We start from the raw sequence: 13,762 nt of genomic DNA, 5'->3' as shown, positions 1-13,762 counted from the left end.
GGCCTGTATTTTTTGTCAAAGCTATCGAATTAATATAAAAGAACCTGTTCTTCTTATGGGTTGGTTGTCCGCATTCTCGAACGAGACACGGTAAAGATAGGTTCCGGATGCCGCGGGCTCACCGTTAAAATTTCCGTCCCAACCTTCTGAGGGGTTGGTGGTTTCAAAAACGAGACTTCCCCATCGGCTGTAAACACTCAGTACAAAGTTGTTATAAATTCCATCACTTACTTTGAAAATGTCATTGATTCCATCGCCATTGGGGCTAAAAGCATTAGGAACACCCAGATTGGTAGAAAGTATGAGGCATACTTGCTCACTGGTTTCGGAAAGGTTGCCACACGCGTCTTCATAAACCAAGCGGTAACATACCTCGGAAGTACCCGGTGGAATGGTGGTGTCTGTTATTTCTGTTTCTGCGGTGCTAAATATCTCTGCAAAGTCTGCTTCAATATCTTTCCTGTACAGAATGTATCGCCCCAAGGGAAAATTAGTGGCTGGCAGAACTACTTCTACCACAGCACCCCGAACGCTTATTTGAGGAGCCGGTGGAGCCGGTAAAGTGAAGGGCTGACCATTAAATGGTTCAAGGCTTTGGCTCAGAGACGTAACCCCGTTAAACACAGACACCATTTGCAGGGTGCCTAGTTCGGTACAGCTGTTGAAAGAAAGGGATTGTCCGTTGCTATTTTCAGCCTCAGAGTAAGTTTGCCATTCCAAACCGTTCAGGTGTAGCCGTATGTCGCTAAAGTCTGTGGTGCTGGTAAGCCAGGCAATGGTCATTTCTATATTATCGTCAACCGATTCATCATATAAACTAAAGGCAATGGTGTAACCTGTCTCCGAATAAATGGTTTGAGTGCCACAGTCATCGGCTACCATCAGGCGGATACCCACATAAGAATCGTTTAAAGAAAGAGCGTTGTTGCTATACTCAAATGAGGTAGGGTTGTTGTCAGGATTAATAGAAGTAACTACCTCAAATCCGTTGCCCCGGTTAATTTCGAGGGTATAATTGAGGTTAGGTTCAAGTTCCTCATAGGCAATTCGAAAACTTTGCTCATCCACTACTTCTACTGTGTTGAGAACGGGAGGAGGGAGGTTTTCAAAAGAGGATACGTTGAAAATAGCCACACGGCAACTGGAGGCATTGCCTGTGTTGAGCATACCACGCACGGTGAGCCGATAAACTCCGGGAGTGCTATAGCTGTAGTTTAGGGGGCTTTCGCCATCGTGTTCTACTATGTTATTGTCTCCAAAGTCTATTCGATAAAAATCGTATATGTCCTGATCTTTCCGGAATTCCAGTTGCACGCTGTTGCCCTGGCAGGAGTTGTAAGAAACCTGTGGCGGATCGTTAGGATATACAGTGATTTTTAGGCTGTCGTATTCTCTGATTACCCCCTGATCGACCAATATGATATGGTATGTGCCGGGGTCCAGGTACTCAATAGTATTCTCTTCTCCGGGGTCCAGGGCTCCATCTGCATTGGTAAACTGTGGGTTGTTAGGATCGCCATCTATGGTGTAAAATAAGGTGCCCGGTTTAAGGCCGGTGTGTTTAATTACAAATGAAAGGGGGGCGCAACCGGCTACAAAATCAGATTCTATCCAACCCTTACTACTATTGAACTGGCCATAAGCGCCATAGGGCAGTGCAAAAAGCAGCATGAGCAGTATAAATTTACCCCACCGGCTTCGTGTCAATAATGAAAGGATATGAACGTGAAGAATATCCATTTGAACTATCCAATAAACGTAGCGCGTATTGGAAACTTATTCAAATTAGGTAAAACAAAACCGTATTTGCTAGTTCGTTTCCTCAAGCAGATGTTTAATCACATCTTCTATACTGAAGCTGTCTTGGTTACCGGTTTCCATATACTTAAGCGTGTATTGCAGGTTTTTCATTTCTTCAGAACCTACCAATAAGACATAGGGAATCCCTTTTTTATCCGCATAACCCAATTGCTTCTTAAGCTTGGCGGGTTCAGGGTATAGTTCTGCGCTAATTCCTGCCGCTCTTAGTTTAGATAGCAGATTAAGCGAATGCTTTTGTGCAGCATCATCGAACGACACGATCAAAAGCTTGCTGTACCTTGCTTTGGCTTGGGGGAAGAGATTGAGTTCTTCGAGGGTGTCGTAAATACGGTCGATTCCAAAAGAAATACCCACGCCTGAAATACCTTCTAGTCCAAAAACTCCTGTGAGGTTATCGTATCGTCCACCGGCCGTAATTGTTCCCATTTTAATAGTGGTAGGTTTCACTTCGTAGATCATGCCGGTATAGTAGGAGAGTCCTCTGGCCAGGGTAAAGTCCACAAGTACTTTGTCGGTCAGAAAGCCCAGTAAACTTAGGTTGTCCAGAGTTTCTCTGGTTTCGGCAATTCCCTTTTGGCCTATTTCAGATTCGTTGAGCAGGGAGAGCAGGGCATCCAGTTTCTCCACATTATTGCCGGAAAGTGCCAGAATTTGATCGAGTCGGTGAAGCGATTGCTTATTCAGACCAAGAAGGGCCAATTCATTAAACACCTTTTCCTTGCCTATCTTGTCTAGCTTGTCGAGAATCACACAAAACCGGCTAAACTCTTCTTTGGCTCCACACACTTCGGCAATTCCTTCCAGTATTTTACGGTTGCTTATAGAGATGCTATAGGCATCGAAAGCAAAGCATTTGTAAACCTCCTGCACCATGGCCAGCAACTCGGCCTCGCAAACCAGCGAGTCGGTACCTACAATGTCTGCATCGCACTGAAAAAATTCTCGATACCTCCCTTTTTGAGGTTTGTCGGCTCGCCATACCGGCTGAATCTGGTAACGCTTGAACGGAAAGGTGATGTCGTTGCGGTTCATTACCACATAGCGGGCAAAAGGCACTGTAAGGTCATATTTGAGCCCTTTTTCGGAGATTTTAGGTACCAACGATTTAGTGCCTTCTTCGAAATCTGCCGGTTGAGTCTTACTCAAAAAGTCTCCCGAATTGAGGATTCTAAAGAGCAATTGATCGCCTTCATCCCCATACTTACCGGTTAAAACACTCAGGTTTTCCATGGCCGGAGTTTCCAGAGGCATAAAACCGTATTTTTCAAACACCTTTTTAATGGTTTCGATAATAAAGCTTCGTTTGAACATTTGTTCCGGACCGAAATCTCTGGTGCCTTTGGGAAGGGATGGTTTCTTAGACATCTATTCAAATTTTTGCCAAAACTAGTAAAACCATGGCTCACTGAGTAGCTCTTCCTAACTTATAGGAAAAAAATGACAGTTTTTCTTCGTCAAAATATTCGCAAATGAATATTAAACCAGTATCTTTGCCCCTCATTTAGAAATAAGGTCTTAGTCATGGGAGTAACAAGATTAAAGAGAAAAGGCAGAAGAAATAAGCAAAAAGCGGCTCAAAGACAGAGCAGAATTAAATTTCTTACCAGCAAACCTGTGTTGAAAAACGTTGATAAAGAGGAGCTGAAGGCGTCTTTCAACGCTGAAGAGCCTAAGAAAGAAACTAAGGCCAAGGCAAAGAAAGAAGAGGCCCCTAAGGCTGAAAAAGCTGCTAAAGAAGAGAAGCCTGCTAAAGAAGAGAAAAAAGAAGAGTCTGCTGAATAAGCATCTTTTAAAAATATAACCTAATGAAAGCCCTGAAGTCAGGGCTTTTTTATTTCACTTCGTTTACCCAATTCAATAACTTCCAGGTTTTGTGCCCTTCCTTGGGCAATGTCGAAGCGCAACAGCGTTCGCACCTGATGAAAACCGTGCCTTCCCGCAGCGCCAGGGTTCATGTATAAAAGTTGGTTTTGCTTATCGGGCATTACTTTAAGTATATGGCTATGGCCACAAATGAGCAGGTCAGGAGAGTGCTCGGCAATAAGTTCTTTCGCCCTTCTGGCATATTTGCCCGGAGTTCCACAGATATGAATCATTAGAATCTTTAAGCCTTCTATAGAGGTTGCAATGTATTCCGGAAGCTCCCGCTGCATCTCGGGGCCGTCTATGTTTCCATAAACCGCTTGAGTGGGTTTGAAATTTTGCAAGGCCTCTAACACCCCGCCCTCACCAATGTCACCGGCATGCCATACTTCATCGCATGTCTCAAAATGATGAAAAACGCGATCATCGAGAAACCCGTGAGTATCGGAAATAAGGCCAATTTTCATGTTCCTAATTTGGGAATCATTTCTAGGATGAAGAAACTTTTCTGGCCTCGCTTTGATGCGGATTCAAAAAAAAATGCCATTTTATTTATCGTGTAGTCTCTTTTACTCAAAGACTGTTTATTGTCTGACAGTTTGGTGGTATTTTTGAGTCTGTAACACACAACAAAAACCTTAAATCGATGAAAAAACTTTTACTAACACTTACGGCAATTCTTTTTGCATTTACTGCTCATGCCCAAACCGCTGACGACAAGTGGTGGATTGACATTGACCTCATCAATAACAAGTTTGATTACCGCTACTATGAGAGCCTCTTCAATTTTGGAGACTTGGGTAGTGCCGGTTTTCGAGTAGGGGTGGATCGCTACCTCAACAATAGTTTAGATTTAGAGCTGGGAACCTCTTATGGTAAGTTGAGCCATGAAAATATTTTCGTGGGTAATGTATTCGATGTGGATGCCCGACTGGTTTATAAGTTGGCTAATGGGTATGTCCTCAAAGAAGAGTCTAAAGTAGCTCCGTTTGTTTTTATAGGCTATGGACTCACTTCTTTCAGCAATATAGAAGGCATATACGAAGAGTTTGAAGATGGCTTGCTGAGTCATGTGCCGATTGGAGCCGGACTTGAGTTTAAGCTAACCGAAGGCGCTAGCATAGAAGTGGGCGCTGCCTATAAAAAGAGTGTTCAGCAGGCTCCTAACTACATGCAGTATTCACTGGGAGTATCCTTCTCCTTAAGCAGCAAAAAAGATTCGGATGGCGATGGCATTTATGATAAAGAAGATGCTTGTCCTACTCAGGCCGGACCTGCAGAAAACAAAGGATGCCCATGGCCCGATACGGATGGCGATGGCGTATTGGACAAAGACGATCAGTGTCCTGCGGTAGCAGGAAAGCTCAATGGCTGTCCTGATGCTGATGGTGACGGTATAAAAGATAGTGAGGATGCGTGTCCTAATGTGGCCGGTATTGCGCGCTTCAACGGATGTCCTGATACGGATGGAGATGGTATTCAGGATTCAGAAGACCAATGTCCAACCGTGGCCGGTACACTCAATGGCTGTCCTGATAGAGATGGTGATGGTGTGAAAGACAGCGATGATCAATGTCCGACAGTGGCTGGTACACTAAATGGTTGCCCCGACAGAGATGGTGATGGTGTAAAAGATAGTGATGACCGCTGCCCGGAAACTGCCGGACTTGCCAGCAATGGTGGTTGTCCTGAAGTGCAGGAAGAAGTGCAACAGGTATTAGACCTTGCGGTTAAGAGCATTCAGTTCAACTCCGGAAGTGATGTGTTACGATCTAGTTCCTATGCTTCGCTCAATCAAGTGGCTCAGCTGATGAAAGAAAACGACTTCGATATTAAGTTGAGTGGCTATACTGACAATACCGGCAATGCAGCTTCAAACCTTGAGCTGTCTAAAAGAAGAGCTAACGCTGTGAAGAACTACCTTGTAGAACAGGGTATTAGCCCAAGCAGAATTAGTGCCGATGGATATGGTATTGCTAACCCTGTGGCTGATAACAGCACCAGTGCCGGTAGAGCAGCCAACAGAAGAGTAGAGATAGAAATTATCTATAGATAGATCAGTTAATATCTAGTGAAAAGCCAGGCGAATCAACGTCTGGCTTTTTTTATTGAACCCGGTATATCTTTTCGGTGGGCAATGGCTCCAACTTGGGGTTAAAAATTACAGTTTTCGCTTTTTAATATGAACGTATGTTCATATATTTGAAGCAAACCTATCCAAATGGAAGAGCAACTGGACGTAGACAGGGTCGAGAAAATTGCTTTTGTGCTCAAAACAATTGCTCACCCGATGCGAATTGGCATCATCGACCTGCTCAATGAGCATGAGAAAATGTCGGTTAACGACATTACCGCTTACCTTGGACTGGAACAATCACTAACCTCCCACCATCTGGCTAACATGAAAATGAAGGGAATTCTCGGCAGCAAGCGAGAAGGTAAGAATATCTTCTATTTCTTGCGAATGAAGGAAGTACCCGACCTCATTAAAGTGTTAGAAGATGTAGATGTGATTGTGTTCTAGTAAATTCCCGGTTAAGCCGTAACAATTAAGCTTTAGTTTGACTTAATTAGAGTATGGCAATACAATCTGTTAATCCCACCAACAACCAGATCGAAGCCGAGTTTGAACCGCATTCATCGGCCTATGTGGAATCAGCTTTAGAAAGAACCGAGCAGGCCTTTAAATCATGGTCGGCAGAATCGTTTGCTTACCGTGGTAAGCTGTTTATTCAGCTAGCCTCTCAACTCAGATCCCAAAAAGAAGACCTGGCGCGTTTAATGACTTTAGAGATGGGTAAAACCATTAACGAAGGAATAGCGGAGATAGAAAAATGCGCCTGGGTGTGTGAGTATTATGCAGAAAATGCGGAGCGATTCTTAAGAGATGAGCCTCTCACAACAGATTCAGGCAAAGCCTTTATTAGTTATGAACCCATAGGCTGCGTGTTGGCAGTTATGCCCTGGAATTTTCCTTTCTGGCAGGTGTTTCGCTATGCTGCGCCAACTCTTATGGCCGGAAATACGGGCATTCTTAAACATGCATCCAATGTTCCGCAGTGCGCCCTGGCTATTGAGCAACTCTTTATAGAAGCAGGCTTTCCCGTTGGGGTATTTCAAAATCTTTTGATCGAATCTTCCAGAGTAGAGGCGCTTATTGATGACGGAAGAATTGTGGCTGTTACACTAACAGGAAGTGAACTGGCCGGTGCTAAAGTTGCGGAGGCGGCCGGACGAAACATAAAAAGTTCCTTGCTTGAGCTAGGTGGAAGTGATCCTTTCATCGTATTGGCCGATGCCGATATTGATAAAACCTGTCGTATAGCAGCCAAGGCAAGAATGATTAATTGCGGCCAGAGCTGTATAGCAGCCAAGCGCTTCATTGTGGTGGAACGTGTCTATGAGGAGTTTATTCATAAGTTTACCGCCTTTATGAAAACCTATATTCCTGCCGATCCGCTTCAAAAATCAACCAATTGTGGGCCAATGGCCTCTCTATCGCTGGCCGAAGAGCTGCAAAGACAAGTGAGTGAGTCGGTCAAGGCCGGTGCCCATATAGAATTGGGAGGGAAAATGGCGGGTAATCAAGGAGCTTTCTTCGAACCAACTATACTTACCGGGGTAAAGGAAGGTATGCCTGCATTCGAGGAGGAAATGTTTGGTCCGGTGGCTTCCGTAATCAAAGCCAAAGATACTGACCATGCAGTGGCAATTGCCAATAACTCCCGTTTTGGTTTGGGAGGCTCTGTTTGGACAGCAGACCCTAAAATAGGTCTTGAAGTAGCTCGCAAGGTACAAACCGGAGCCATGTTTGTGAACCAAATGGTAGCTTCAGATCCCCGGCTGCCTTTTGGAGGAATAAAGAAATCAGGATATGGTAGAGAGCTGTCTCATCTGGGTATCCGCGAGTTTGTAAACCAGAAAACCATTGTGCTGCCTTAGATATAGCCCATTACCCGGTACATACCCAATCCAACCCATTCTTTGAAAAGTGTTTCCCATTTGCCAATGGCTGAAGCGCGAGGTATTACAAGGTCATCAAAGTTAAGAGTGCTTCGGTCTGTTAAATACCCGGCCGGAAAAGTATCGAAATCGACACCCTGCCTTTTCAGGCAGAGCGATGCTCTTTTCATGTGAAAAGCAGATGTGATGAGTAGGTAGTTCTGACCCGGAAAATGGCTGTTTAATAATTCGGCCGATTTCACCGCGTTTTCGTGGGTGTTAATGGCATGTGGTTCAACCACAATAACTGAATCGGGTACACCAGCCATAGTTAGAAAAGATTTCAACCTATCGGCCGCTCTGCTATTGTCTACTTGTTCGAAGCCCAGCCCCCCACTTACCAGAATTCTCCCAATTTTTCCCTCGTTGTAAAGCTGGAGGGTATGGGTGATCCGGTCAGCACCCATATTGAAGTAGATTCGGTCTCTTGGAGTTTTACTGCCTTTGGTAACTCCTGAAAACACCACAGCCACATCGTAGTAAGCCATTTCCTTCATGGGTACCGGCTCAGGTTCCCACCAAAGCATAACCCGGTTGGCAATATATTGATTAGAAAAAAAGGCCAATAGCCCAACAGAAAGCCAAAAACAGCGCTTCTTCCATCGGGAATTTTTTAAGAAAACAGAAAGTATGAGCAAGCCGATAACCCAGGTCAACGGACCTACAAACAGAGACAGTATCTTTGATAGAATAAAAAACATATGGAATGCATAGCGAAAATAATGTCAATTATTTGATAAACCTTATCTTTTGAAAATCAATGAGATACAATGATCATTGACTCATTTTTTCAAGCATTTTTCAAAACAGTGTAATGCCTTTAGACAAGGCTCGTCTATACAATTGAATGGAGTTGCAGGAATTTAAAACCAAAGTTTTACCGCTTAAAGATCGGCTTTACAGAATAGCACTAGCAATGCTAAAGTCGGTCGAAGAGGCCGAAGATACGCTTCAGGATGTAATGGTAAGGCTTTGGGATAAAAGAGCACAACTAGGAGAGTATCGTAGTGTAGAAGCTCTAGCCGTGACGGTGTGCAAAAACCGATGCATTGATAAACTAAAGTCTAAAAAGCACAAGCATCATGAAGACGTGCAGACACTGGAAGTTGAATCGGGCTTATCCAATCCATACAGGAGTTTGGAGTTGGGAGAAAGCATGAAGCTAATGCTCAAAGCCTTCGATACGCTCCCTGACCAGCAAAGGCTGCTGGTGATGCTGCGCGATGTTGAAGGCTATAGCTACGAAGAAATATCTATGCAAACCGGTCTACAGATAAACAACATAAGAGTGGGGCTTTCAAGAGCCCGCAAGGCAGCAAGAGAGGCCTATTTAAAAGAGACAGAATATGAACGCCAATAAAGAAATAGAGCAATTAATAGAAAAATATTTCAGTGGAGAGACTTCTCTGGAAGAAGAAAAGCAACTCCAGGTTTTCTTTCAAAGAGAAGATCTTCCCGCTGAACTGGAATCTTACCGACAGCAAATACTGATGGCTGCCGAGTTAAGGAAGGTGAGAACCGAGCTGAATGATGATGATCTGTTTGCCAAAATTGAGGAGGCAAGTGAGGCAAAAGAGCCTAAAGTGGTAGAGTTAAAAACCAACTGGCAAACCTGGGGTTTGAGAGTGGCTGCTGCAATAGCACTTGTACTGGTAGGCTTTTGGGTAGGAGAGCACTTTTCTCAAAATACCGAGGTGTCTGAGATCAAAGAAGAGCTGGCACTGCTCAAGCAACAGTTATCAAGCAATTCGGCCAGTGGCAGGCTGCAGGCGGTTAGTCAAATAAAGCATGCTGAACGTCCCGATGAGGAAATGCTCATCACACTCTTTGCGGTGATGAAAAACGACCCAAACATGCATGTGCGCATTAAGGCTGTAGAGGCTCTGGCCAAAATGGGAAAACAACCCGGATCCGTTCAGGCACTCACTGGAGCCTTGTTAGAAGAGAATGAGCCTGCCGCACAAATAGCCATTATTGAGGCTTTGGTGGCCTTGCAGGAGAAATCGGCCATAGAATCGCTCGAAAAACTAACCGAACAGGATCAGGTGCTCAAAGAAGTAAGAGACGAAGCCTACATAGGTATTTTCAAACTCAAAGACATGTAATTCAAAATAGTCAACAAGACAGTCCAAAGAACAAACTCAAATATCTGAAAACAATAAAACGATGAAAATGAATAAGTTAAACAGAATGGTAATGGCAGTATTGTTTACTGCTGCAACACTTACGGGACTCAACGCCCAGGAATTTAAGTTAGATGTATCCAATCCTTCAGGTAAGACCCTTATCCTCAAAGAATTGAACCGTGTTGCTGTAGAGGCTCACGATGGCAATCAGGTGCTTATGACAAGCGAAAATCATGGAGACCATCCGGAAAGAGCGCAAGGCTTAAAGCCATTGAGTGCCAGGGGAGAAGACAATACAGGCATAGGGCTCAATGTGACCACTTCAGGAAATGAAGTTACTGTATTCCAAGCCGCCAGAAGATCGCAAGGGAAATACGTAATTAAAGTGCCCAAAGGCATGAAGGTGCAGATAGAACATACAGGCCAGCATGAGGGTGGTAAAATTGAGGTTAGCGGACTTTCTACCGAACTTGAAATTTCCGGAAGATACAACTCTGTATACCTGAAAAACATAACCGGTCCTGCTTTGGTAAATACCATTTACGGTAAAATTGAAGCCGATTTTGCTTCGCTTAGCCAAAAAGGCCCCACTTCACTGGTTTCTGTGTATTCAACCGTAGATGTTACTCTACCTACCAATACCAAGGCCAATCTGCTGGTAAAAACTCCCTATGGAGAGGCTTACTCCGATCTGAACATTGAATTTCCTAAAACGGAAGAAATACGCAAAATCAGCTCGGCAATTGAAGGAACACTCAATGGTGGAGGAGTAGAGCTGGAGTTAAAGGCTTCTTATGGCAACGTATACCTGAGAAAGAAATAAATGCAGTAACTGCCTGTCGCAAAAGATAATTGGTATCTCAGCGGCAGGCAGTTTTTTCATCAAAAACTCAAACTATCATGAAAACAATTGCAATAACACTTGCTCTTTTGTGCATCTCCGGAGGGCTTTTTGGTCAAAGTACTTTGGAGAAAACCTACGCACTCGGCCCCCAAGAAAAGTTGGCACTCCAATTCGATTATCCTCAGCTTATTCAACTGAGAACATGGAATAAGCAGGAGGTGCTCATTAAGGCCAGGGTTTTTATTAATGGAGAAGAAGTAAGAGACGATTTCAAGCTCCTCGATTCCAGAAAATCAGGAGTACTTCTTATTGAGTCTCAGCTGGAGAATCTGGACAAGTACAAGAGTCAGTACATCTTTATCGATGAGGATATCGAAGAATCGAAGAATGTAAGTATAAAACGGGGCGGTAAAACCCTGGTATTTGGTAATGGAAAAGGGAGTTACCACAATGGAACTCGTATTGATATAGAGCTTGAAGTATTCGTTCCCAAAGAAGGAGAGGTTGAGGTTGAAGCCCGGTATGGCCTGGTAGAAGTGGTAGAAATGCCCAAAATGCTAGAGATAGTGGCGACTTATGGTGGTGCTGACGTGAAGGTCGCAGAGCCCAATCTCAAGGAGCTTGAGGTGTCTACCTCCTGGGGACAAATATTTTCTAATCTTACCTCACCCATTCAGGTAACCGGTGGTGAGCGAATAGGTGAGCAAATGGTAGCCAGCTATTCAGCCAGCAAAGGAGCAGAATCGGTCAGGATAAAGTCGAAGTACGGTCACATTTACCTTAGAAATAATTAGCCATGAAAAAACTGCTCGCAATTATCTTCTGGGTAGTGGCTGTTCAGGGAATAGCTCAAACCGAGACTTTTGAAAAACAGGTGGACTATAATGGAAGGCACCTCATGGTAGATGCCAGTCTGGTAGATCGCATTAAAGTGGTGAACTGGGATAAAAAAGAGATTGGAATTCGGGTGCTTTATTCGATAAACGATGGGCAGCTAAATGACCTGATGAGTGTGTCCTTGCAAGAGTCAGGTGGGAATGTAAAGCTCAATGTTTCGTTCGATGATAAACAAATTAAGGCCAGGGGTTACTACAATTGTGACGATGAGAATGCTCTTACCTGGGACAATAAAGACAATGCTACCCGCGTGTGTATAGATGCACAGGTAGAAGTAAGTATTCCGGCCAATGCCGATATATCGGTAGAGTCCATTATTGGAGATCTGGAAATAAGTGGTGTTTATGGGCAGTTAATGGCAAAAACCATCACAGGAACCATAAACCTTACATGGCCTGAAAAAGAAGGAGCAGAGGTGGAGATTAAGACGGTGAATGGAGGAATTTACTCCAACAGAGAGTTTCAGACCAGGGTAGATAAGGGGCTTCCGCTAATTAGTTCTCACAAGATCAACGGGAAGTTGGGAAGTGGCGGAAAACGAATTCGATTGGAGACGGTTACCTCGAATATTTACTTCAGGGCGCAGCGGTAAATGTTAAATTGACTTAACAACTGTTAAAATTGAGGATGTTATGCAACATTTTTGGCTTTGCAGGCATCTATAGAGTATAAATACTAGGCAAAGAAGTAACCAAACTATTGCTTCCGAGTCTAACCACAAAGAACCTGCTAGATGTTTTATCAACCAACTTTTTACCCGACAACCATGAATGGCCAAGATAAGATCACCATTAGCGGTGTGGTTTTTCATGTCGAAAAAAACTGCTGTCCGCAACTGAATGCCTATTTAGATACACTCTGCAAACAAAGTCTTAAAGAACTAAAGGAAGAACTTGTGGCAGAATTGTTACTGGAAGAATTACGGGAAGAGGGCAAAGAAGTGATTACAAAGGTTGAGGTTGAACATCTAATTCAAAAAACGAAACACTTACAAATGCCTGATTAGTTTTTGGTTTGAGATATATTAGCATAAGAAGTGTTTTCTGTCCACAGAGCTCTGCAACAGCAGAGCTCTACTTTTTTAAAGCAAGAATTACCGCTATAACTTAAGGTTCAGGTTCTTTCTTTGTAAGAAAAGAAATGAAACGAACCATAATTATCACTTCTATTATGCTGCTCATGTCTGCCGGAGTTCAGGCTCAGCAGTTTAATTTTTCTCAACAACAAACCAAGGTGTGGGAGTTAGCCAAAGCCAGAACTCTGGCCGTGGCCAAAGCTATGCCGGAAGATAAGTATAGCTATACACCAACAACAGGAGTTAAGTCGTTTGGTCAACAAATGACACATATGGCCAATAGCCTGCTTTCTATGAATACCCGGTTTATTCTTATGAAAAGCTACTCAGGGGTAGAGCAAAATGCCGCTACTATGAGTAAACAGCAAATAATAGATGCCTTGACGGCCGCTTTCGATGAAGTAATAACCACGCTTAATGGCATGACAGATAGTGAACTGCTCACCCAGGGGAAATCACACGGAGCTTTTCCGCTTACCAAATGGCAATCATTTTTGTTTATGAGAGACCATATTACCAACCATAGAGCCAAAGCAGTACTCTATCTGAGACTCAATGGAATAACGCCTCCGGAATATGGGTTCAACTAATTGCTACCAGTCTTTCTTGCTTTTCATGGCTTCGGCCAGTTGGTAAACAGCCATGGCATACATGGGGCTTCTATTGTACCGGGTAATCACATAGAAGTTATAGAAACCATACCAGTGCTCTTTGTCACTTTCGTTGTCCAGAATAACTAAAGTGGCCGGAGTGCTGCCGGGTATTTGGTTTGCTGCAGGTTTAATTCCCAGAGCCGTATAGTCAGAAAGTTTGTTTTTGGGTTTGATCACTTGTTTGTTCAGGTTAGTCACCTTGCGGGTAAAAGTGGCTTTGGTGGCCACGGGTTCACCTTGCTGCCATCGGTGTACCTTCAGGTAGTTGGCCACACTGGCAATGGCATCGGCAGGGTCAGAAATCAGGTCAGCACTGCCATCGTCTTCAAAGCTTTTGGCATAGGCCAGGTAGCTGCTGGGCATAAACTGAGAGAAGCCCATGGCCCCGGCATATGATCCTTTTATCGCCAGAGGGTCCAGTTTTTCTTTAGAAGTAAGTTCCAGAAATTTGGCCAGTTCCGATTTAAAAAAGCTGGCTCTT

16 protein-coding genes are annotated in these 13,762 nt (G+C 43.9%); 11 read left to right on the top strand and 5 right to left on the bottom strand.

Annotated elements, in window-relative coordinates:
• Positions 1 to 21 precede the first annotated feature (21 nt).
• On the bottom strand, positions 22 to 1,671 hold the full coding sequence (locus B3763_RS10385; protein ID WP_286746262.1) for a gliding motility-associated C-terminal domain-containing protein: 1,650 nt from the start codon (positions 1,669 to 1,671) through the stop codon (positions 22 to 24).
• A gap of 138 nt (positions 1,672 to 1,809) precedes the next feature.
• Positions 1,810 to 3,186, bottom strand: coding sequence for a histidine--tRNA ligase (gene hisS, locus B3763_RS10380; RefSeq protein ID WP_286746260.1), 1,377 nt, complete (start codon positions 3,184 to 3,186; stop codon positions 1,810 to 1,812).
• A gap of 249 nt (positions 3,187 to 3,435) precedes the next feature.
• Here hisS and B3763_RS10375 point away from each other — a divergent pair, with 249 nt between their 5' ends.
• Positions 3,436 to 3,603, top strand: coding sequence for a hypothetical protein (locus B3763_RS10375; protein ID WP_286746330.1), 168 nt, complete (start codon positions 3,436 to 3,438; stop codon positions 3,601 to 3,603).
• 38 nt (positions 3,604 to 3,641) lie between these two features.
• Here B3763_RS10375 and B3763_RS10370 read toward each other — a convergent pair whose 3' ends face one another.
• Positions 3,642 to 4,151, bottom strand: a complete 510-nt coding sequence (locus B3763_RS10370; protein WP_286746254.1) for a metallophosphoesterase family protein — start codon at positions 4,149 to 4,151, stop codon at positions 3,642 to 3,644.
• Between the two features lie 179 nt (positions 4,152 to 4,330).
• On the opposite strand from B3763_RS10370, the gene B3763_RS10365 reads away from it, so the two are divergent.
• The 3 genes from B3763_RS10365 to B3763_RS10355 all read left to right on the top strand — a co-directional run bounded on the left by B3763_RS10365 (position 4,331) and on the right by B3763_RS10355 (position 7,626).
• On the top strand, positions 4,331 to 5,740 hold the full coding sequence (locus B3763_RS10365; RefSeq protein WP_286746252.1) for an OmpA family protein: 1,410 nt from the start codon (positions 4,331 to 4,333) through the stop codon (positions 5,738 to 5,740).
• 165 nt (positions 5,741 to 5,905) lie between these two features.
• Positions 5,906 to 6,208, top strand: a complete 303-nt coding sequence (locus B3763_RS10360; RefSeq protein ID WP_189629569.1) for an ArsR/SmtB family transcription factor — start codon at positions 5,906 to 5,908, stop codon at positions 6,206 to 6,208.
• Positions 6,209 to 6,261: 53 nt separating this feature from the next.
• Complete coding sequence (locus tag B3763_RS10355; RefSeq protein ID WP_286746250.1) at positions 6,262 to 7,626, top strand: NAD-dependent succinate-semialdehyde dehydrogenase; 1,365 nt, start codon at positions 6,262 to 6,264, stop codon at positions 7,624 to 7,626.
• On the opposite strand, the gene B3763_RS10350 is transcribed toward B3763_RS10355, so the two are convergent.
• Complete coding sequence (locus B3763_RS10350) at positions 7,623 to 8,342, bottom strand: YdcF family protein (protein ID WP_286746248.1); 720 nt, start codon at positions 8,340 to 8,342, stop codon at positions 7,623 to 7,625. The two genes, B3763_RS10355 and B3763_RS10350, sit on opposite strands and share 4 nt — an antisense overlap.
• Before the next feature lie 191 nt (positions 8,343 to 8,533).
• On the opposite strand from B3763_RS10350, the gene B3763_RS10345 reads away from it, so the two are divergent.
• The 7 genes from B3763_RS10345 (at position 8,534) to B3763_RS10315 (ending at position 13,218) form a co-directional block, all read left to right on the top strand.
• The gene (locus B3763_RS10345; protein WP_286746246.1) at positions 8,534 to 9,046 is read left to right on the top strand and encodes an RNA polymerase sigma factor; all 513 of its coding nucleotides are present in this window, start codon (positions 8,534 to 8,536) and stop codon (positions 9,044 to 9,046) included.
• Entirely contained in the window at positions 9,033 to 9,791 is a 759-nt protein-coding gene (locus tag B3763_RS10340; protein WP_286746245.1) for a HEAT repeat domain-containing protein, read from the top strand. Before B3763_RS10345 ends, B3763_RS10340 begins: the two co-directional genes overlap by 14 nt.
• A 67-nt stretch (positions 9,792 to 9,858) precedes the next feature.
• Positions 9,859 to 10,635, top strand: coding sequence for a hypothetical protein (locus tag B3763_RS10335; protein WP_286746243.1), 777 nt, complete (start codon positions 9,859 to 9,861; stop codon positions 10,633 to 10,635).
• A gap of 77 nt (positions 10,636 to 10,712) precedes the next feature.
• Complete coding sequence (locus tag B3763_RS10330; RefSeq protein ID WP_286746241.1) at positions 10,713 to 11,450, top strand: hypothetical protein; 738 nt, start codon at positions 10,713 to 10,715, stop codon at positions 11,448 to 11,450.
• Positions 11,451 to 11,452: 2 nt separating this feature from the next.
• Positions 11,453 to 12,145, top strand: a complete 693-nt coding sequence (locus B3763_RS10325; RefSeq protein ID WP_286746239.1) for a hypothetical protein — start codon at positions 11,453 to 11,455, stop codon at positions 12,143 to 12,145.
• A 141-nt stretch (positions 12,146 to 12,286) separates the two neighbouring features.
• The gene (locus B3763_RS10320) at positions 12,287 to 12,559 is read left to right on the top strand and encodes a hypothetical protein (RefSeq protein ID WP_189629577.1); all 273 of its coding nucleotides are present in this window, start codon (positions 12,287 to 12,289) and stop codon (positions 12,557 to 12,559) included.
• 134 nt (positions 12,560 to 12,693) lie between these two features.
• Positions 12,694 to 13,218 (top strand): DinB family protein, encoded by a 525-nt coding sequence (locus B3763_RS10315; RefSeq protein ID WP_286746237.1) that lies wholly within the window; start codon positions 12,694 to 12,696, stop codon positions 13,216 to 13,218.
• Between the two features lie 3 nt (positions 13,219 to 13,221).
• Here B3763_RS10315 and B3763_RS10310 read toward each other — a convergent pair.
• The coding region (locus B3763_RS10310) for a lytic murein transglycosylase (protein WP_286746235.1) at positions 13,222 to 13,762 on the bottom strand (541 nt) is incomplete at its 5' end.

The organism is Roseivirga sp. UBA1976 (assembly GCF_002336325.1).
In the GTDB taxonomy this organism is placed as follows: domain Bacteria; phylum Bacteroidota; class Bacteroidia; order Cytophagales; family Cyclobacteriaceae; genus Roseivirga; species Roseivirga thermotolerans.
This window is presented reverse-complemented; position numbering and strand designations above follow the sequence as displayed.

Coding starts and splice junctions, on each gene's coding strand:
- B3763_RS10345 (WP_286746246.1), top strand. CDS start 8,534: ATGGAGTTGCAGGAATTTAAAACCAAAGTTTTACCGCTTAAAGATCGG.
- B3763_RS10385 (WP_286746262.1), bottom strand. CDS start 1,671: ATGCTGCTTTTTGCACTGCCCTATGGCGCTTATGGCCAGTTCAATAGT.
- B3763_RS10360 (WP_189629569.1), top strand. CDS start 5,906: ATGGAAGAGCAACTGGACGTAGACAGGGTCGAGAAAATTGCTTTTGTG.
- B3763_RS10330 (WP_286746241.1), top strand. CDS start 10,713: ATGAAAACAATTGCAATAACACTTGCTCTTTTGTGCATCTCCGGAGGG.
- B3763_RS10370 (WP_286746254.1), bottom strand. CDS start 4,151: ATGAAAATTGGCCTTATTTCCGATACTCACGGGTTTCTCGATGATCGC.
- hisS (WP_286746260.1), bottom strand. CDS start 3,186: ATGTCTAAGAAACCATCCCTTCCCAAAGGCACCAGAGATTTCGGTCCG.
- B3763_RS10320 (WP_189629577.1), top strand. CDS start 12,287: ATGTTTTATCAACCAACTTTTTACCCGACAACCATGAATGGCCAAGAT.
- B3763_RS10335 (WP_286746243.1), top strand. CDS start 9,859: ATGAATAAGTTAAACAGAATGGTAATGGCAGTATTGTTTACTGCTGCA.
- B3763_RS10340 (WP_286746245.1), top strand. CDS start 9,033: ATGAACGCCAATAAAGAAATAGAGCAATTAATAGAAAAATATTTCAGT.
- B3763_RS10315 (WP_286746237.1), top strand. CDS start 12,694: ATGAAACGAACCATAATTATCACTTCTATTATGCTGCTCATGTCTGCC.
- B3763_RS10325 (WP_286746239.1), top strand. CDS start 11,453: ATGAAAAAACTGCTCGCAATTATCTTCTGGGTAGTGGCTGTTCAGGGA.
- B3763_RS10355 (WP_286746250.1), top strand. CDS start 6,262: ATGGCAATACAATCTGTTAATCCCACCAACAACCAGATCGAAGCCGAG.
- B3763_RS10365 (WP_286746252.1), top strand. CDS start 4,331: ATGAAAAAACTTTTACTAACACTTACGGCAATTCTTTTTGCATTTACT.